The sequence below is a fragment of the Photorhabdus sp. RM322S genome (genome assembly GCF_042879395.1).
Lineage (GTDB): Bacteria > Pseudomonadota > Gammaproteobacteria > Enterobacterales > Enterobacteriaceae > Photorhabdus > Photorhabdus khanii.
Window position 1 is genome coordinate 30108 of record NZ_JBHFKW010000022.1, and the last position, 18414, is coordinate 48521.

20 protein-coding genes and 3 pseudogenes are annotated in these 18414 nt (G+C 46.1%); 6 read left to right on the forward strand and 17 right to left on the reverse strand.

Annotated elements, in window-relative coordinates; all coding sequences use genetic code 11:
* Window positions 1–2: 2 nt before the first annotated feature.
* The 14 genes from ACGF63_RS13990 to ACGF63_RS14055 all read right to left on the reverse strand — a co-directional run bounded on the left by ACGF63_RS13990 (window position 3) and on the right by ACGF63_RS14055 (window position 13658).
* The gene (locus ACGF63_RS13990; protein ID WP_036847212.1) at window positions 3–626 is read right to left on the reverse strand and encodes a DotU/TssL family secretion system protein; all 624 of its coding nucleotides are present in this window, start codon (window positions 624–626) and stop codon (window positions 3–5) included.
* Window positions 623–2020 carry a type VI secretion system baseplate subunit TssK gene (tssK, locus tag ACGF63_RS13995; RefSeq protein ID WP_387631513.1) on the reverse strand — a complete coding sequence of 466 codons (1398 nt, stop codon included), beginning with the start codon at window positions 2018–2020 and terminating at the stop codon, window positions 623–625. The genes ACGF63_RS13990 and tssK overlap by 4 nt, the downstream gene beginning before the upstream one ends.
* Window positions 2021–2024: 4 nt before the next feature.
* A complete protein-coding gene (locus ACGF63_RS14000) occupies window positions 2025–2684 on the reverse strand; it encodes a type VI secretion lipoprotein TssJ (protein ID WP_036847206.1) in 660 nt (219 codons plus the stop codon).
* A complete protein-coding gene (tssA, locus tag ACGF63_RS14005) occupies window positions 2677–3774 on the reverse strand; it encodes a type VI secretion system protein TssA (RefSeq protein WP_162524078.1) in 1098 nt (365 codons plus the stop codon). Before tssA ends, ACGF63_RS14000 begins: the two co-directional genes overlap by 8 nt.
* A gap of 13 nt (window positions 3775–3787) precedes the next feature.
* Complete coding sequence (locus tag ACGF63_RS14010; RefSeq protein WP_021323682.1) at window positions 3788–4087, reverse strand: PAAR domain-containing protein; 300 nt, start codon at window positions 4085–4087, stop codon at window positions 3788–3790.
* An 11-nt stretch (window positions 4088–4098) separates the two neighbouring features.
* On the reverse strand, window positions 4099–4683 hold the full coding sequence (locus ACGF63_RS14015; RefSeq protein ID WP_036847203.1) for a DUF6931 family protein: 585 nt from the start codon (window positions 4681–4683) through the stop codon (window positions 4099–4101).
* A gap of 33 nt (window positions 4684–4716) precedes the next feature.
* On the reverse strand, window positions 4717–6723 hold the full coding sequence (locus tag ACGF63_RS14020) for a type VI secretion system Vgr family protein (protein WP_387631517.1): 2007 nt from the start codon (window positions 6721–6723) through the stop codon (window positions 4717–4719).
* Window positions 6724–6744: 21 nt separating this feature from the next.
* Window positions 6745–7722, reverse strand: a complete 978-nt coding sequence (gene tssG, locus ACGF63_RS14025) for a type VI secretion system baseplate subunit TssG (protein ID WP_387631520.1) — start codon at window positions 7720–7722, stop codon at window positions 6745–6747.
* On the reverse strand, window positions 7713–9524 hold the full coding sequence (gene tssF, locus ACGF63_RS14030) for a type VI secretion system baseplate subunit TssF (protein ID WP_387631522.1): 1812 nt from the start codon (window positions 9522–9524) through the stop codon (window positions 7713–7715). Before tssF ends, tssG begins: the two co-directional genes overlap by 10 nt.
* 5 nt (window positions 9525–9529) lie before the next feature.
* On the reverse strand, window positions 9530–9976 hold the full coding sequence (tssE, locus tag ACGF63_RS14035; RefSeq protein WP_036847190.1) for a type VI secretion system baseplate subunit TssE: 447 nt from the start codon (window positions 9974–9976) through the stop codon (window positions 9530–9532).
* 54 nt (window positions 9977–10030) lie between these two features.
* The gene (locus ACGF63_RS14040; RefSeq protein WP_036847187.1) at window positions 10031–10525 is read right to left on the reverse strand and encodes a type VI secretion system tube protein Hcp; all 495 of its coding nucleotides are present in this window, start codon (window positions 10523–10525) and stop codon (window positions 10031–10033) included.
* A 51-nt stretch (window positions 10526–10576) separates the two neighbouring features.
* Window positions 10577–12058: a type VI secretion system contractile sheath large subunit gene (gene tssC, locus ACGF63_RS14045; RefSeq protein ID WP_036848332.1), complete on the reverse strand. Its 1482-nt coding sequence runs from the start codon at window positions 12056–12058 to the stop codon at window positions 10577–10579.
* 7 nt (window positions 12059–12065) lie between these two features.
* Window positions 12066–12599, reverse strand: coding sequence for a type VI secretion system contractile sheath small subunit (gene tssB, locus ACGF63_RS14050; protein ID WP_036847184.1), 534 nt, complete (start codon window positions 12597–12599; stop codon window positions 12066–12068).
* A 684-nt stretch (window positions 12600–13283) separates the two neighbouring features.
* Window positions 13284–13658, reverse strand: coding sequence for a VOC family protein (locus tag ACGF63_RS14055; protein WP_036847182.1), 375 nt, complete (start codon window positions 13656–13658; stop codon window positions 13284–13286).
* Between the two features lie 289 nt (window positions 13659–13947).
* Here ACGF63_RS14055 and ACGF63_RS14060 point away from each other — a divergent pair, with 289 nt between their 5' ends.
* Together ACGF63_RS14060 and ACGF63_RS14065 are read left to right on the forward strand one after the other, a co-directional pair.
* Entirely contained in the window at window positions 13948–14217 is a 270-nt protein-coding gene (locus ACGF63_RS14060) for a CopG family ribbon-helix-helix protein (protein ID WP_132355437.1), read from the forward strand.
* 5 nt (window positions 14218–14222) lie between these two features.
* Window positions 14223–14478 (forward strand): annotated as a pseudogene (locus ACGF63_RS14065) (type II toxin-antitoxin system RelE/ParE family toxin).
* 185 nt (window positions 14479–14663) lie between these two features.
* Here ACGF63_RS14065 and ACGF63_RS14070 read toward each other — a convergent pair.
* Window positions 14664–14760, reverse strand: a pseudogene (locus ACGF63_RS14070) (recombinase family protein); the annotation flags it as partial.
* A gap of 138 nt (window positions 14761–14898) precedes the next feature.
* Between ACGF63_RS14070 and ACGF63_RS14075 the strand changes: the two are divergent.
* The 4 genes and pseudogenes from ACGF63_RS14075 (at window position 14899) to ACGF63_RS14090 (ending at window position 16300) form a co-directional block, all read left to right on the forward strand.
* Complete coding sequence (locus tag ACGF63_RS14075; protein WP_036849172.1) at window positions 14899–15150, forward strand: antitoxin; 252 nt, start codon at window positions 14899–14901, stop codon at window positions 15148–15150.
* A complete protein-coding gene (locus ACGF63_RS14080) occupies window positions 15147–15464 on the forward strand; it encodes a type II toxin-antitoxin system RelE/ParE family toxin (RefSeq protein ID WP_088374050.1) in 318 nt (105 codons plus the stop codon). Before ACGF63_RS14075 ends, ACGF63_RS14080 begins: the two co-directional genes overlap by 4 nt.
* 104 nt (window positions 15465–15568) lie before the next feature.
* On the forward strand, window positions 15569–15733 hold the full coding sequence (locus ACGF63_RS14085) for a hypothetical protein (RefSeq protein ID WP_387631530.1): 165 nt from the start codon (window positions 15569–15571) through the stop codon (window positions 15731–15733).
* Window positions 15734–15739: 6 nt separating this feature from the next.
* Window positions 15740–16300, forward strand: a pseudogene (locus tag ACGF63_RS14090) (recombinase family protein).
* Window positions 16301–16578: 278 nt separating this feature from the next.
* On the opposite strand, the gene ACGF63_RS14095 reads toward ACGF63_RS14090, so the two are convergent.
* Together ACGF63_RS14095 and ACGF63_RS14100 are read right to left on the reverse strand one after the other, a co-directional pair.
* Window positions 16579–17859: a hypothetical protein gene (locus ACGF63_RS14095; RefSeq protein ID WP_387631533.1), complete on the reverse strand. Its 1281-nt coding sequence runs from the start codon at window positions 17857–17859 to the stop codon at window positions 16579–16581.
* Window positions 17860–17872: 13 nt separating this feature from the next.
* Entirely contained in the window at window positions 17873–18013 is a 141-nt protein-coding gene (locus tag ACGF63_RS14100) for a hypothetical protein (protein ID WP_387631536.1), read from the reverse strand.
* Window positions 18014–18414 lie beyond the last annotated feature (401 nt).

Here is an 18414-nt window from a genome sequence, read left to right on the forward strand (position 1 = left end):
ATTTATCGGCCAATATTCAATAAATAGACGTTGATGAAAATATAAATTGATGCAAGAGATAACATTAATAATATTAATTTAACGCGCCATTTATTATTGGATCGTCTATTTTCCATAAGATTATCGCACGTATTCATTAACCGATGATTTTCTAAAGAAATATAACGACGCAAAGTATCAGGAAGATTCTCTAATTCCTGCTGGATAATATTATGCAATTCCAGATTATCACGTTTGCCATAACGACCATAAAACCCAGAAAGCAGACAAAAAACATAGACTAGCCGAACCGGGTAATTATCCGGCACCAACGCGGCAAGACGATCAAAAAACGTATTTCCACCAAGCTCGGCATCATAAAGCTCTGCCTGCAATGATGATTGTCGCCAAATATTCAATTCTTTTTGACCTGCGCACAAAATGGCTTCATCTGCCCAAACCACCACCGCGAAGTTTGCCTCTTCGATATCCTGCAATCCATAACCATGCAGACGCGCTTTATTTTGTGCCTGCGTCAGTGCGGCTAACAGTGTTTGCCGCAACTCTTCGGCATGATTCACCTGTTGTTGAATCATACGCAGCACACAAGTAAATACCGGAATATAACAATCTAACAAATGCATCATGATGCTCTCACTATAACGATCTCTATCTGCAAATCGTCTGGCGCATCAGCCCAGTGCACCGCCACACGCTCACTCTCTTCTACCTGCCGCCACAGCGCACCACGATTTTCTACCCGGAAATAATGCGTATTTGTCCGGTTAGGTAAACCATGCGGGGCAATTTCCTGGTAATACAGACGCACACCAGGCAAAGCGCGATTAATAATGCCGTCGATTTGTTCCGCCGCGGCCAGTTTAATCAAACGATCATCAGGAATTTCACGTTCGCTATGGGTAAAGCTGTCAGAACGCAGCACCAGATAAACCCGTTGCTGTTCACTCACTCCCGCGACATTGAACATGGCATGATAATAACCGCGACTTTCCTGTTGCAGAGGGATGACCGTATTCGGTTCCAGCACCAATGCATTGAGTAGATCGGTAATTGTCCGTTCACAACTATTGAGAGTCAGGGCTAGATTCAAATGCTGATATTTTTCCAGTACTTCTTCTTGCCCGTTCCACTCCCCTAAAAAAGAGCAACGATCAGTAAAACAGGAAAGCTCACTGATCAGTTGGCGCAATAGCCCAAAAATCTGTAAGGGATGAACATCCCGCGCCTCCTGGAAATGATGTAACTGCACGACATAACGCGCCAGAGTACGCAACGTCAGCAATAATGTGCTTTTTTCCTGGGTATAAACTTCCCCTTCCAGCGTTTGTGGACGTTTCAATTCTTCCAATTGATGGACACGTCCAGTCAGCTCCTGGCACAGTTGCTCAATGCGTTGCCCCAGTTGTGGCGCAGCATATAGCGTCAAACATGGTGGCAGATAGCGGTTATCCAATTCAATGCCGTCACCGGTACAGTGCAGTTGACCCACCGGCAACAGGGTATAACCCGTTGCTTGTGCAATCTCATCGTGCAGGAAAAAACGTAAGTTATAGGTAAGTTGTTGTACTTCTGCTTCCGGTCCTTCACCAAAAGCATCCCGCATACGCTGTTCTTGCGGCCATGTTACCCAACGGCTGGTAATATTACCGACACTTCCGCTATCCGTGATACCGGTAACGTTACTTTGATTGTGGCTGAACATACGCAAGCCAACATAAATGCGCTGCGGTTTTTCGCGCACCAGCCAGCAATCACGTAATGATCGGGCACTGAGTACCCCATTGACACCACAATCCACATAACAACCCTCGGGAAAAATAAACGCGGCATCATGGACACTAAGCTCTTCATCACTTAGCGCAGCTAGATTGAACGCCAACTTCACCACACCAAATGCATAAGGTTGAGTCAGTAACTGATAACGCCCTTGCCAGTATTCATGTTGCAGCTCATGCGCCTGAAAGTGTTGCGGTTGTAAATACAATCCTGAATACCAATACATCGGTTTATATTCAAACATGACGTTATTTCCTCAATGGGTTTTTGTCATTGCCGGATCCGACTGTTTGTCCGGGGAAAATCACCTCATCCCCAGCGTTGCCTGCGGAGAAATCACTGCGGGTAATGGCATAACGCCCCAACATCAGCTCAACATTCATGGGAATAAATTCAGCATTCCAGGATTTATTCCACCAACCGCGCGGCTCAAGACGCAACGGTAGCGATAACACACGTACATGAGTGCTATTTGGTGCAGGGTAATAACCGGCAATCAATGCGATATAACGTGCCTGTTCTGCTCTATCAATATGTAAAGAGACAGATTGCCCCGGCATCATCACATAATTATCAAGCTGTAATATCTGTTCTGTTGCACCGGTGCCGGCAAATAAATTACGTAACAACACCGGATTAGCCAGTAATTTATCCAGTTGTTCGCGTTTTTCTGCCTGAGCAATTAATATCGTGCAACTATTCGGTATATTATTAAAAACATTCAGTTGCGCATCGGCAGTCATTTTTAAACGAATGGCATTACTGGCATAAATTGGTTTGGCCTGTTCAATCGCCTGCAAGCGTTTTTCATTATTGGAAATAGAATCACTGCAACCACTGATTAGAAAAATTACTGTTAATATTAAAAAACTGCGTTTAATGACATTATAAAAATTTATATTATTCATCTTGCCCTCTGTTTTTATCCGGCCCTTTTATCACGCGCATAATTTCTTGTAGCGCGGAGGTATTATCCTCCATCATTTCCTCCAGCCATTCGGCCATTCCCATATTCGCCCAACGTGCTGCCCGCTCCATTAAATATGGCACCGGGCTGGTAGGTTCATTCTGTCGAAAATAATTGGCGATGTTGATCATTTGCTCAATGGCAATAGCGCGCATTTCATGATGCGTCCGACCTTCCGCCAAAAAAGTCGTATTAATGCCGTTTGACTCTTTTCCTCCTGGCACGGTTTCTTCATTGCTGTATTTCTGAGCTGATCCCGGAGCAACAATTTCACGGAAACGTTCGATTAATGCCACCAAACTTTGCAGATGTTGCGTACTGGCGCTCATACTGTTGCCGGATGTTGGCAATAAACCAAGCATGATCTGCTGCAATGCTCCCAGTGCGTTACGGACCTGTTCAGCCTGTTCCAGTAAACGGTTAAACTGTCCGGCTGGTGTAGTGCGAATACTGTCGTCACATTCAGCGATACCAAAATAGCCATCACTGATCAGAGGAGCACGTAATTCACTATTAACAGCGATACGTTGTTCAAAATATTGCACTCGTTGCCAGACATTCAGGCTCAATTTGTCATCATCAGTCAGTGTCAGATTGTCCAACTGTTTCACCAGCTGTTTATCCAGCCAACTCAGGCGGCCAAGACGAGCATCCGCACTGTTTTCTCCATCATCATCCAGAGGCGGATAAAGCACCGGCCAAAACGTTTCCAGCAAGCGGGTCAGTAACGTGATACCACCGGCGATACCTTCCAAACCATACAGCTCCCCTTGTGCTTGAGTTAACCAACACGCTATCTGCAAGTCTTTACTGTGTTTTTCCAGTACTGCCTGACACAACGCTGAAACCTGCATCCAATCAGCCTGACGGGTTTCACATCCCCATGTATCGTCCTGGAGAAACTCTTCATCGGTTTCGCGTGCCGCATTTATCTGTTCAAAAATAGGCTCGTATTCGATATCACATCCTGCCGGTTCATCAGCAGAAATTGGATGTAAAAAACGGGCGATATCTGTTTGTGCTAAATTCACCGTGATTTCCATTTCAGGCAATAATCACCAACGGGTAACCGGTGGTAATTGTGCCGCCATGCGCGCACAGATCACCGAGTCTGGCCGCCGGCCTCCCACCAATCAACACTGTCGGGCTGCCCATCACCACCGTATCCGGCGGACCGACGCATACCAACAGTGATCCCATTGTTGCTGCTGGCAGACCACCAATCAGTACCGTCGGTACGCCTGGCGGCATAATTGGTCCGCCCACATGGGGTATGGGGGGTACCGCCGGCGACATCATTGGACAAATATGCATATCACCCACACGAGCTGCTGGCATTGGCATCATTGTTCTCCTTATAACGTGGCTTCGTGGTACAGATAGTTTTTGCGTCCCTGATCCTGTGACGGCGGCAATTGTTTCAGTTGACTGTGTGCCAGTTGAAAAAATTGATCAATGTACAGCGCTTGCTGTTCCGGTTGTTCGCCATATACATGCAGGATCAGACACAACGTATCTGCCAGTGTGGCAAGTGACTGCCACGGTTGCGGATAGACTGCTTCCAGATCGGGCGTTGTCATGCTGCCTTCACTCCAGAAAACTGAAAGCACCAGACAGGAAATTGGGTTATCAAACCCCACAATCTGTGCCTGTTCGAACAATTCATGACGCAGCGGATCACCGCCATTAGCTCGCCAGCGCCGTACTTGTTGCAGCAATGAACGCTGCTCTTGCATCAGATCTCGTTCGTAAACGCAGGAGATAAATGTCAATGCCAGTTCCAAAGCCTGAGCATATGGCAACATGAAAACGGTGTAGAACACCGCGTCTTGCCACAACATTTCCTGACTAAGCGCCGATAGATTCTGTTCATGTACTGCATGTTGCCGTAATACCAATTCCGCCTGGGGAGAAAGCCGGCCGTGTCGTAATTTAGCCATTGTTCTAAACTCTTGTTATTCGTTGATCTTGCATTAACCAATCTTGGTTAAAATCCCTTTCACCATGGCAATGCCGGTAGCATCCACCTGAACAATGCCGCCTTTTAACTGTGCCATCGCACTGCCTTCGACTTTTACCGTGGTTCCGGTGAGTTCCGCCATACCGCTGCTCTTCAACGCCAGTTTCCCTGAGCCTTCTACTGTGACCGTCGGCGCTTTGATGGTAATCCCCGCCGGGGTAATCGATATTTTGCTGGCACCAACTGTCAGCTCAATTCCCTGACTTGCGGTAATAGTGCATTGCTGACCAACATTAATTTTAGCGTTGCCTCTGGATACTTCCAGCGCGTAATTACCTGCGCTAACGGTAGTGGTGAAATTGCCGCGATCCAGCGTTTGTTTTTTATCGCCTTTTTTCACCTCGGTTAACGCGCTGCCTTCACTCAGAATTAACGTGTCATTGCCCTTTTTAATTTGGGTATCACGTTTTTCTTCGATTTCCCATTGCGCGTTGCGATCGATCTGCGCTGAAAAATCATTCTTTACTTTCAGACGCATATCTTTTTGTGAATGAAGCAAAACAAATTCTTCACCTTTTTTATCTTCGAAACAAAGCTGATGCCCTTGCTGCACCGTACCTTTTGCGCTACTGCGCGTGGCAATGCCGCTTTGTGTTTTCTGCCCTGGCAGCGCAAACGGGGGCGTCTTCACTCCGTTATAAACCGTTCCGGTTACCAACGGACTATCTGGATCACCGTCAACAAAACTCACCAATACTTCACTACCCACACGTGGCACAAATTGCGCCCCAAATTTTGCGCCATTCCAGAATTGGCTCACTCGTACCCAGCAGGAACTGTCATCATCTTTTTTGTGTTCTTTATCCCAGTGAAACTGGATTTTAATCCGCCCTTGCGCATCGGTATGGATCTCTTCTGACGACGGACCGACAACCAGCGCAGACAACACACCGGAAATATAGGGCCGAATAACAGAAGGGCGCGGGCGGAAGACTTTATTCGCCGAAAATAAAGCGACTTGCGACGAAAACAGTAATCCGCCTTCTTCCAGGTTACTTTCCGCTTTTAATTGCTGGTGGCCCACCGCATACCGACCATCGGCACTGCCGTGTCCTTTCAGCGTAAACTGATGTCCAACCTGTAAACCGGGATAACTGTTAACGGCGCGCGCGTAATGTGACTGTGATTCCCACTGTTCCATGCACAGCGCTGCCTGTGCCTCCAGTTGATTACGCTCCTCCTGACGTCGGTCGTCATAGATAGAAAGCTTCGGATTGACGGAATAGCCGCTGTTCGCTTTGGCACTTGCGCTTACTGCCGCGGCGTTTTTAACGTTATAACCATTCATTTCCGCTGAACCTGGGATAATCATGCGATGAATATGCCAGGCACGTAGCCCATATCCTTGCTGATCGCCGATCTTCGATTGATACGGCAATACAGCTAAAGGCGCATTAGTAAACGTCGAAGGGTGATCAGCCAACACCAATACATGACGCCCCTCTTCATGGCGGAAGAAATAGAAAATACCCGCCTGTTCCAGCTGGCGCGCCACAAAGTCAAAATCTGATTCCTTGTATTGCATACAATATTCAAGCTTCGGATAACGGCTTTTTAACACCAGTTCAACGTCGTTAAACCCACGTTTACGGAAAATATCGCATACCATATCCGGCACACTGATGCGCTGATAAACGCGCAGATTACGGGTTAACGTCAGCATTTTCAGCCACGGTTCAATGCGTGCCTGATAACAAAACTGGCCGTCGGTAAAACCTTGTTGCTGTAATTCAGTCAATATGCCATGCACAATACGGTAATTTGGCGCTTCACCAATACGAAATGCCAGTGGCTTACCGATATAAGGCTCCAGCTTGTCCCAGTCTGCGCTGGAATAGAGCTGAACAGAAAATGAATAAGGCTGAGACAGATGTTCTTCACCTTCGATTTTACTCAGCGCCACAATATCCGACAGGCTACCGATAACCTGTAAAAAACGATTTTTTTGCCCTAACAGCATATTTTTACCTGCATTTTTTATTTAAACCGCGTAAGGACTCGCACATTCAGCCAAATACACACGCTGAATATGGCTATCTCCGGTATCTCCTAAACAACCATCCCACCCCAATCGGCGGCTGCCATTTAACATATTGCCCTGCCCACTATGCTGCACCAGTAATTCCAGCGAAAAGGAGAGCAGCGGCCCGGCAAATTGCCACACCCACTGCGTCAATCTGCGATGTTTTTCATTTCCCGGCATAAAAGCGGCGTGCTGCCAGGCGGCAAATGGCCCCAGCTGAATATGAAACCCTGACTGAATATCCCAATAAGCATGACCCAACATCGGGCTATCGCCCAACAGGCTGCGACCCAGGCAACAACAATGTGCCTGTTCAGCATATTGCCAGCGCCCTTTAAAGGGATGAATACTGACCGGCATGTTAAATTCCCGCTGCAACAGATGCTGCAAGTTCACCATTGTGCGAATCGGTGTCGCCAGCAACCCAACACAGGCGGGATGAATGCGCTGTGTTTTACTTTCGGTTAATTGTCCGGCTACCGCCGCAATGACTGCCGGCAGTGCCTGATAGCTTTGCAGTTCTGCGTTGACATATAACCGGTATTTCTGCCATGCCTGAAAACGCAAGCTAAGCAGCCGATGGGTAAAAATATCAATAAACGCCTGGGCTGATTCGTCTCCGTAGCGATAACGCCTATCAATCAGCCATTCGGTATAGCTCAACGGTAATGCACCAAAAGTTCCTAATAGGCCAAAGTGATGCACCGCCATACGATACTGTTCGTGCTCCTTTTGCGCAGGCATCAGGGATTCCACTTCCCTTTCCGGCGCCTCCAGTGTCAATACGGAGCTGAACTGCACTACATCGTCAGGGGTAATCACCGCTTCTTCACGCTGACGATGACGACAGCGTTTAAGCAACCGGCGTACATTCTGATAAAAACGACCACCCGCCAAACGCACTCTGTTTTCTACATTATTGCTTGCTAAAGCCATGTCAGTTTCCCGCTGCGACGTGGCCAACGGCGCGTACTATTATTAACCGTCTCCAGCTGTGTTACGGTTTGCGTGAAGCTGTTAATTGGCGCATACATAGCGATAAAACGTTCTAACAAACTGCAATACAGATAAAAATCGACAAATTCGCCCGCCTGTGCTTGAAAGGTCAGCGTTATCTCCAACCCTCGCGCCAGAGAATAAGGATCGGCGGGGTTTAAGCGCGCACTTACCGGCGCAATGGCAATCTGCTGTAATTGTGCAATCAACCTCGATATGGCCGGATCACTGAGCAGGTTGTAGAGTTCCAGCGTTTCTTTTAAGCACTGAACTCCTTGCGGACCACTCAGTAACATTTGGTTCAAATTAAGTTGCGACACCAACTGCCAGTTCAACGCACAACTTGGTTGTGGACGTACCGGCAACCGGGGGCGGATCAATCCCAGAATTTTTACACCAGGCAAAGCACTTTCCGATTCGAAATCCCCGTCAGGATGACCGTTACTCAACTGCTGTGGTACATCACGGTTAGTACAGGTCAGACTCAGTATCACCACATCGCTTTCTGGTTTTAGCTGTTCGCCGCGACTATCAGAAAAACCGATGAACATATTTATCCCTGTGTCGTTATGTCTTAGTGAGGGGTGCGGTGACGCCTGCCAGAATAACGGGATTTGCTCATCAAATTGTGTATGTTCAATACCGAATAACGGCGGCACCCGTCTGGAACTCAATTGCTCCTGCTGACGGCTGACAACCTCAACCTGATCGATGGTATAGACTTCCATGCTTTGTGGACGACGCGCATCCGGTTGAACCAAGTATTCATGCTCAGTTTCCAGCGGAATAATCGGCTCCGCCTGATGAAGAAACAGATTGACGATGGGTACACAATTCAACCGGAAGGTTTCGTTGCTGACTTTATCACTCATACGTTCAATACGACGCAACGCTACGCAATCCTTAAGCCGGAAACGATATTGCAACTCGCCTGATAAACTAGTGATCAAGCCGGCATTAGGCAGCGGAATATCCAGAAATAAAAATCTTTCCGGAAAACTGAAATAATCGCGGAACAGGTGGTGAGCTGGATTTATCAATAAATCATCGGCACACAAGTTGTCTTGTGGATCAAAACCCACCACTTGAATCTCCCGACTATTCATGCTGAATATGCGCTCACCCAACCGGCATTCCAGTTGCTTAACTTGTGCCGACAGTAATTCATACAAGCTGTGAGTCAGCACTGGTGCACCATGTAAGTACAAACGAATATGGCGAGCCTGAAAACTGGCACCTGGCCACAACGTAAAATTCAACGTTAAAATAAAATCCCGGTCGTAAGGGTCCGGCGTCAGCTCCGCGTGCGTTAAATCCAACGGCAACATTTCCAGTGGATATACTGTACGGAAACGGCATGCTACATCACCTACCGGCTGAGAAATCAATGAGGTATGCCGTGCTACCGTCATCATCCCGGTAACGCCGGATGTTTGCGGATCCTGTTGAAACTGCACTAGCGATACCGACGGTACCTGACGCAAAAACTGCGGTGCCAATACTTCCAACATGGCGTTACTTAGCTCCGGCATATCTTCATCAATACGTTGGTGGATTTTTGCCGTCAGAAAAGCAAAAGACTCCACCAGACGTTCTACATGCGGATCTTCCGAAACGCCCTCCGCGAACCCAAGACGTTTGGCTATTTTAGGAAAACGCTGAGAAAACGCAGCGCCATATTGTCTTAAATAATTTAATTCCCGGTTGTAATAAGTCAGTATTTTCTGTGGTAATAGCATCATGTTGTTTATTGTAATTTATCCCATGAAATTGAATAGGTATAAGCGGTACTACTCCATGAAATAGAAAACACCACCTGTTCATTGAAAAAATTTCCATTCACCCAGAAAGTAATATTCTCCGGCGTATTTTTCTGTAATGTAATAACGACATTTTTCAAGCGTGGTTCGAACCAGGAAATAGCTTGGTAAATATTATTGCTCAGTGCATCAATACGTTCATCATCGGAAATATCCACATTAATGACATCGTAAACACCATAATTTAAAACTGATTTCGGCAACTCCCCAAATAATGGTGAAATTGCAGAGATCGGTCTTGATGAAAACAGCATGCTCAAATCGGAAATCAGGCTTTGTACGACTTCCTGACGTGACCAGTTCAGCGTTACACCACGTTTTTCATCTTGTGGATAATCGTCTTTCAGACGATGGAGAAATGAGGGCTGAATCATAATATCTTTCCGGGCAGAAACCGCCGGCCAAAGGCCGGCAGTAAACAGTAAAAATTACTGTTTCTTGTTCTCGATAAGATCCCAACCTTCTGGACCTGCTTTGTTGCCTTTGGTTCCGTCTGGGCTGAGTGGGGTGAATGTCCATTTAATTTTGGAATAGGTGATAGAAAACTGCTCTTGTGGGAATTCACCACCACGTGAACAGGTTTCATGGACGTCGGAGATAATACATTCGTCCATTTCAACTTCCGCGTAAGGATGCATTTCCCCTTTGAAAATCGTACAGATTTCCAGTTTCACTTTCTTAATCGCCGTACCCTGCGCCACTGCGGACAACAATTTGATAGAACTGATGTCCATCACCTTCACACAGTCAATGGTACGGAAACCCGCTGCACCAACGGTAATCTTACGTTTACCACTGTCTGCGATACGTGCGTGGTTGAACGCACCAAAGTTGACATGCTCCAGCTCAATCCAGTCTTTATGCTTGCTGTCGGTACTCTCACCTTTAATACCATCGATTTGTAAAAAAATTGAAGAACTCATAATTAACTGCTCCGTTATAACAAATAGGATAAATTTTAATAAATAGAATAATCAAGCTGCCGATGACGGCGGTAAATCAGCAACCAGCCGTAAAGACATACTTAATCCTTCCAATTGGAAATGCGGCCTTAAATAAGCTACCGCTCGATATGTTCCAGGTGCTCCTGGAACTTCAACAACATCAACTCTTGCCTCACGCAATGGGTGGCTTGCTTTAATTTCTGCGCCGACGGTATCAGAACCAACAATATATTGGTTGATCCAACTTTGCAGATAAGACTGACATTCTCCGCGGGACATAAAACTACCCACTTTGTCACGCACGATCATTTTCAAATAATGGGCGAAACGAGAAGTCGTCATAATGTATTGCAATTGTGTCGATAATTTTGCGTTGGCATTTGCCAGGTCAGAATTATATTTCCTCGGTTTGTTAGGCGACTGTACCGAGAAGAAGGCGGCATAGTCAGTACCTTTATAATAAACCAGAGGAATAAACCCTAATTCCGCTAACTCTCTTTCACGGCGATCAGAAATGGCCACCTCAGTCGGGCATTGCAGCATCTTTTCACCGGACACAGAGGAATAATGATGGGTCGGCAATGCCTCTACCAATCCCCCGCCTTCCACACCGCGAATTGCCGCGCACCAACCATATTGTTCAAACGCAGCCACCATACGGCCCGCCAGTGCATAAGCGGCGTTAATCCACAGATAACTGCTGCTGTCCCCTTCTTTTACCTGCTCCTCGAAACAGAATTGTTCAACCGGGATGGTTTTTGCCCCATAAGGTAAACGGCCAATCACCCTCGGCAAAGTCAAACCGACATAGCGGGAGTCATCGGATTCCCGAAAACGCTTCCAGCGCAGATAATCGGATGTTTCAAACAATTTGGACAAATCACGTGGACGTGGCAGTTCACCAAAATCATTCAGCCCTAACATACCTGCGTTGGCTGAACTGATAAACGGGGCATGGGCTGCCGCTGCCACATGGGAAATCTGCTCCAGTAAATAAAGATCTTCCGGACTGTTATCAAAGTCAAAATCACCGACAAACGCTGAATAAGGTTCACCACCAAAGGTACCGTATTCATACTCGTAAACATTCTTAAACAACATTGACTGATCGAAATCAGACGCCGATTTAAAGTCCTTAATCAAATCGGTTTTTGTCGCATTCAACATTCGGATCTGGGTATTATTAGTTTCACTCTGGTCAAGTAATCCCTTAAGCCCTACCCAAGACGATTCCAGACGCTGTAATTCTGGGTGATGCAACACCTTGCTCAGTTGAGCGGACATCAGTGCGTCAATCGCGGCGATACGCTCTTCAATGCTGTTTACTAAATCACCAGAAACCACCAGCGAACCTGACGTTACTTCGGCCAGAAACTGGTCAAGCTGGCTTTTGACCCGATCACGATCGGCTTCCCGGCGAATGGCTTGGGTGTTATCAATAATCTGATCAAGAAAATCACCACTGGTTTCCGTCGTTTTCAATTCTTGCTGTTCAACAACGCTCTGTTCCATGTTTTCCTCACTGTGCATTGTTATTTTCCGGAGTGACGTCATCCGCCGTATTTTCTGTGGCTGGCGTTTCCGTCTCTTCATTTACCTGTGGTAATTTGTCCGCATGTTCAGCAAGAATTTCCGCCAGACGGTCGCGCAATTTTTCATTGCTCAATGCACGGCCTTTCAGATCGCTTAATTTGCTGCGAACCTCCAGCAAATTACGTAGCGGTTCAATCTGTTTCGCCAAATTCTCTGGGGTAAAGTCCGCCATTGATTTAAATTGCAAATCGACATTAATAAATCCGCTTTGCCCAGGCAGCGCACTTTCAACCTGTAATTCCAATGAAGGCGTCAGACCTTCCATCACCGCATTAAAATTATCTTTATCAATATGCATGAAACGACGTTCACGCATAGGAATTGATTGTTCAGCAAATTGACCAATGACACCAATGACCAAGGGCAATTCTTTTTTCTCGACCGCACCACCTAATTCAACATCATAAGTAATCTGAACTCGGGGCGGTCTCACTTTATCAAGCTTACGTTGAGTATTCATGGCACCTTTATACCTTTATATATGACAGGAAGTGCAAACTTACGTTAAACCGCACCAAACCTGATTGAATAACCGAACAAGATGAGATAGACGAAGAAATCAATTAACGTCTATTTATAGCAATCTAATATGCTGTGACACATTTAATGATATTTAAAACCCACCGTGTGTCGGCTGGTAAATAAGTTCTCATGTATATTAATTTAATGCAATACTTACGGGGTTAAATATAATATTGTAAACCTTGTAAATTAATTTAATTGTTTGTATTTAAAGATAAAATTAAAAACACAGCATTGTGGTTAAAATGTATTTTCATACTTGTCCTATTTTTTACCTACTATTTTTAGAAGTGAAATTCTGATTAGTCAGAAAAATTAAAATATAGATGTAATTAAAGGGTTAATTATGGTTTTCATCATAATTAACCTGAAATGGTAATATTGATTATCGATTTGTTAGATTTTAAAGTTTTTTATTAAAGAATAAAGAGAAAAATAGGAGGTAAGAAATAAGTGGGTAAATGTTATTTTTCAATTCTGAAAAGCAATCAATTATCTTAGCTTTATTTTTAATAATTTCATGAATATAAAGGGTGTCTCAGAAAAAGGAATTTAATCCTCCTGATTAAACTCCTTTAAGAAAATTTTCACCGCAGTCGTGCCAGGGAAGTTAACCTAGCTTCTAATCCAGGGGGCATACTCGAATAATATGACCGTCAGGATCTTCAACGAGGAAAGTACGACCAAAAACTTCAGTATAAGGTTCTTGCACGATTTTGATGCCGGGGTTCTTCCGCCATTCCTCAAAGAGGCGATCTACATCTTCGTGGGATGGCAACATAATGCCGATCTCAGAGAACCGCGGGACAGCAGCATCTGGCTTGGTTCCGCCAGACCAAATAGCAAACAGTGCTTCGCTGTCGGCAGCAAATGCCACATAGCGGGGGCTAGAAAACACGGGTTCAGAATTGAAAAGTGTCTGGTAGAAAGCTGTCGAACGTTCGATATCAGATACGTAGACAAGCTGAAGATTGGGTTTGGGAGATACTGTCATCATGTCATTCTCATGTAAGTTAGATTTAATATAAGAAAGTAAAAACAAGCTGTTGTATGACTCAATCATGTAACAGGTTGTTATTGCATTGCACTTATCATTTTAAAATAATGTTAATTACATGTATATATATACATGTAATTAAGATAATGTGTTTCTAACGAGTCGCAATGGAGGGAAGTTTATTAGGCGTACTTAAAAAACTGGCATTTCATTTGATTGAATTAATGTTAATCACTATGATTCAATATTAATCGTAACCAATCATAGTTATAGAGAGGAGATATTCAGGATGGCAAAAACTGCAACTAAAGTGTTGACTACTCATGTTCCACTTCCGCTGGCCGAGAAGGTTGATCAGATGGCAGTACGACTGGAGCGTTCGCGTGGCTGGATCATGAAGCAGGCACTGTCAGCCTGGCTCGACCAGGAGGAAGAACATAGCCGACTAACTCGCGAAGCGTTGGCCGATGTGGACGCTGGTCATGTCATCGACCATCAGGCCGTTATGGCATGGGCCGATAGCCTTAGTACCGACGAACCTCTACCAGTACCGCGCTGATGGTGATGGAATTGAAATGGACCAGCAAGGCGCTCTCCGACCTAACTCGCCTATACGATTTTCTGTGCTGTACGAACAATACAGGCGCTTTCTGCTGCACCCACTGATTTGCTTATCAACCCACGTATCGGAGAACGCCTTGAAGAGTTTGAGCCACGTGAAGTGCGCCGGATCCTTGCGGGGCATTATGAAATGCGCTACGAAATCCAAGGTTTCACCATCAACGTGCTGCGATTGTGGCATACACGAGAAGATCGCTAACTTGACACTAGGTTATGATCTTTCCACTATGATTGCAGCAGGCAGCAATCCTCCCAGCCTACGCAACTGTTTCACCGTAACAAGCAGTGCATCCAGTGACACGCGTCCTTCAAGTTCTGAATGCAGATCGTGCACACTGAATGGTATCTCAGGAATGGTCTTCAATAATCTGATACTCACTTCATTAAAAATTCTCTCGCAACCCGCCTTGCGCAACGCATCCGTCTGCAAGGCGGTGTCCTGTTCCGCCGTCGATACCCGCGCATAGCCAATCAGTGCCATTTTGCCTCATTTGTCCGTCATTCCGTCCGCCTATCTTAATGTCCGACAAACGTTCGTTTGATGGACAGAGCGGTCTGATGGCTTTATTTATACATATGTGCTAATGTGGGTTTGTGTATTTTAAAGGAGATGCCCTCTATGAGCCGCCTGACAATCGACATAACAGACCAGCAGCACCAAAGCCTGAAAGCGCTAGCAGCCCTACAAGGTAAGACCATCAAACAATACGCTCTCGAACGTTTGTTCCCCGGCGATGCAGATGCTGATCAGGCATGGCAGGAACTGAAAACTCTGCTGGGAAACCGCATCAATAACGGGATTGCAGGGAAGGTGTCCACCAGGAGCATCGGAGAAATTCTTGACGAAGAACTCGGCGGGGATCGCGCTTGACGACCTACATCCTCACGGCGGAGGCTGAAGCAGATCTACGCAGCATCATCCGCTACACGCGCAAACAGTGGGGCACAGCGCAAGTACGCCGCTATATCACCAGGCTGGAACATGGTATTGCCTGCCTTGCCGTAGGGCGAGGTACTTTCAAGGATATGAGCGAACTCTTTCCTGAGTTACGGATGGCGCATTGTGAACATCACTATGTCTTCTGCCTGCCACGCGGGAGTGCGCCCGCACTGGTCGTGGCGATTTTTCATGAACGCATGGACCTCATGACACGACTGGCAGCGAGGATCAGCAGAGAGAGTTAACGATCACCAGCCGGAGGAAGAGATATCGTGCACCGGAGTTCTGGGCAACTTAGCCCCTTCATGACGTTTCGTGCACAGGACGGCTGACGAAACCTGTTCAGAAGTTGGCTGCACATCGGGCTGTCAGCCCTGTGAACTGGTGCAGTCGCCTTCTGAAAATGACAGACATCGGACTCGCTGCGTTGGTGTTGCTTGTCGCGGAGTCAGCACCGACGCAAAAAGAAACAATGACCCGTTTGATTGAAAACATGCTGGTCGATGTAAGGTAAATCTGCATGAAAGGACAACGGATTGGCTACATCCGGGTAAGCACTTTCGACCAAAACCCGGAACGACAACTGGAAGGGATTTAGGTTGACCGAATTTTTACCGATAAGGCGTCGGGAAAGGATGTGAAACGCCCGCAATTGGAGTCACTTATCAGTTTCGTACGTGAGGGTGACACCGTAGTGATTCATAGTATGGATAGACTAGCGCGTAATCTCGACGATCTGCGTTGTATCGTACAAACACTGACACAGCGTGGTGTACTCATCGAATTTGTCAAAGAACATCTCTGTTTTACCGGGGAAGATTCACCGATGGCAAACTTGATGTTGTCTGTCATGGGAGCGTTCGCCGAATTCGAACGTGCGTTGATCCGCGAGCGACAACGCGAAGGTATTGCACTTGCTAAGCAACGTGGGGCTTACCGGGGGCGTAAGAAAGTACTTGAACCAGATCGCCGTGCCGAACTACGGCGTCGCGCCGCTGCCGGTGAAAAGAAAACGCAATTGGCGCGGGAGTTCTGTATCAGCCGCGAAACACTCTATCAATACCTGAAAATGGATAACTGACTATGCCGCGCCGCTCAATTCTTTCCGCCAATGAGTGAGCCAATTTGCTTGCTATGCCTGAAAACCAGGATGATTTGATCCGTTTTTATACCTTCAACGAGTCTGATATGGCGCTGATTCAACAACGCCGCGAATCGGGATTATGTAGCTGTTCCCACAAACCGATAAACTCAATGGTACTGTGATTTCTCATCCCAGTTTTGCAGAATGTAATCACCGCGGTTGCCATCTTGCTGCGGTTGTGGCATACACGAGAAGATCGTTGACTTGACACTAAGTTATGATCTTTCCACTATGATTGTAGCAGGCAGCAATCCTCCCAGCCTGCGCAACTGTTTCACCGTAACAAGCAGTGCATCCAGCGACACACGTCCTTCAAGCTCTGCATGCAGATCGCGCGCACTGAATGGTATCTCAGGAATGGTCTTCAATAATCTGATACTCACTTCATTTCGAGCGAGGCGAATGCGGTTCCCGCGGACAAAGACCAGCAAATCCTCGTCCACCTCAATAGTGGTTATCGGAAAGTCAGGGTCGCGGATCCAGCGTGTATCCGGCGTAATCATGTCATCCTGGAAACGAACGTAAGAATAGCGCAGATGTCGGCGACTTGAGACTCTTGCCATATTCTCAGCGTATATTCGTCTCAACCATCCCGCCTGAGAATACGCGCCCTTTTCGGCCCGTTCTACGACTTCATCAATAGAACCTCGCAGGCGTTCTTCGGTAATAGCATGTTGAAGAGTATTCGCAGTTACCTTGGCAGCTGAATACTTTGATATCGCAAATGCAATACCAATTGAGAAACCCTCTGTATTGCCAATATGGTACCAATGCGGTGGCAGCAAAAAGACATCACCCGCTTCGATGACAAAGGTTTTACCATGAGGTACCAAGCGTTCCGGCTGGAAGCAGTTCTTCCGTTCACCATTTAGTCGATGAAACTCTTCTCGGCTGAAAAGGGTCATCTCCTTGGTCGTGGGGCCAGTATGGAAATGGACAATTGAGGTGTAGGGATCATCAATGTGAATGCCAAAAGGCGTGTAGCCGTAGTTGCCGATAAATAACGTCACCTCAACCGTACTCCGCCAAGCGCCTTGAGCTTCGACGACCGGCGCGAAAATGCGAGCCCCCATCCGAGCCAGTGGATCAGACCATTGTTCAGCACCATTCACAATAATGCCAAACTTGTTTCCAGCAGTAGCTCTGGATACATAGTCCTTGAAAGCCTCTCCCACCCGAGGATGATTAAATAAAACCTCGTTCTCGTACTGAGGGCTCAACATGCCGTCAATATACACTCGAAACAAACCACTGATAGCCCGTTCAGCTTCTGTAGACATGCTGGCAAACAAATCAAAGAATAGAGCATCATCGAAAATTACCGGTTCGAAAACCCTCTTCAATAGAAGAGGAGCCATTTTGCACGGCGTCTCGACGGGATTATATTCATATGCAGCACTGGATGATTCATGAGCACAGATGTGTTGATAAAGCGGTTCCAATCGTTGCATAGACAATGCTGAAATCAAGGCATTGTATTGAAGCATGTCAGTCATCAGATTAGCCTAATTAAGCATGACAAATTTGACGAACAGGACACGCCTCTGAAATCTGGGGGATGTCTTCTACAACTTCTAAGCCGAGATCTTCGACGTTAGCCCCTACCTGATCACCATTGCTTTCCATTACCGTATTTCTATCTTCGCGCATGATAACCTCCACCGAACAAACTCACCTTGCGCCCATAACTTTTGCGCAACAATAAAATAACAAATCTACTTTAATGTTGCAATTAAATTAATTGTTTTTTTATTGACATTGTGATGTAAATCATATAATGAAAATCGAGTTCATCGATGACTATCCTCACTCTCACTTTCATGATTTCAATAACCTTGAAATACTGAGTAATTTGTCAGATTCATAGAGAGCCTTATCCACCTAAAAGGCCAGATATTTTGTAGTGTTAATGGCTTTTTTTGGCAATTTGAGAAGTTCGATAAAAGTGCAAAACTCATCACGGGTAATAGTCTTAATTTAGCAAAAAAGTATCTTTGAGCTGAGATACTTTCTTCTATATTGGCAAATATTTCATACTCGGCATTATAAGA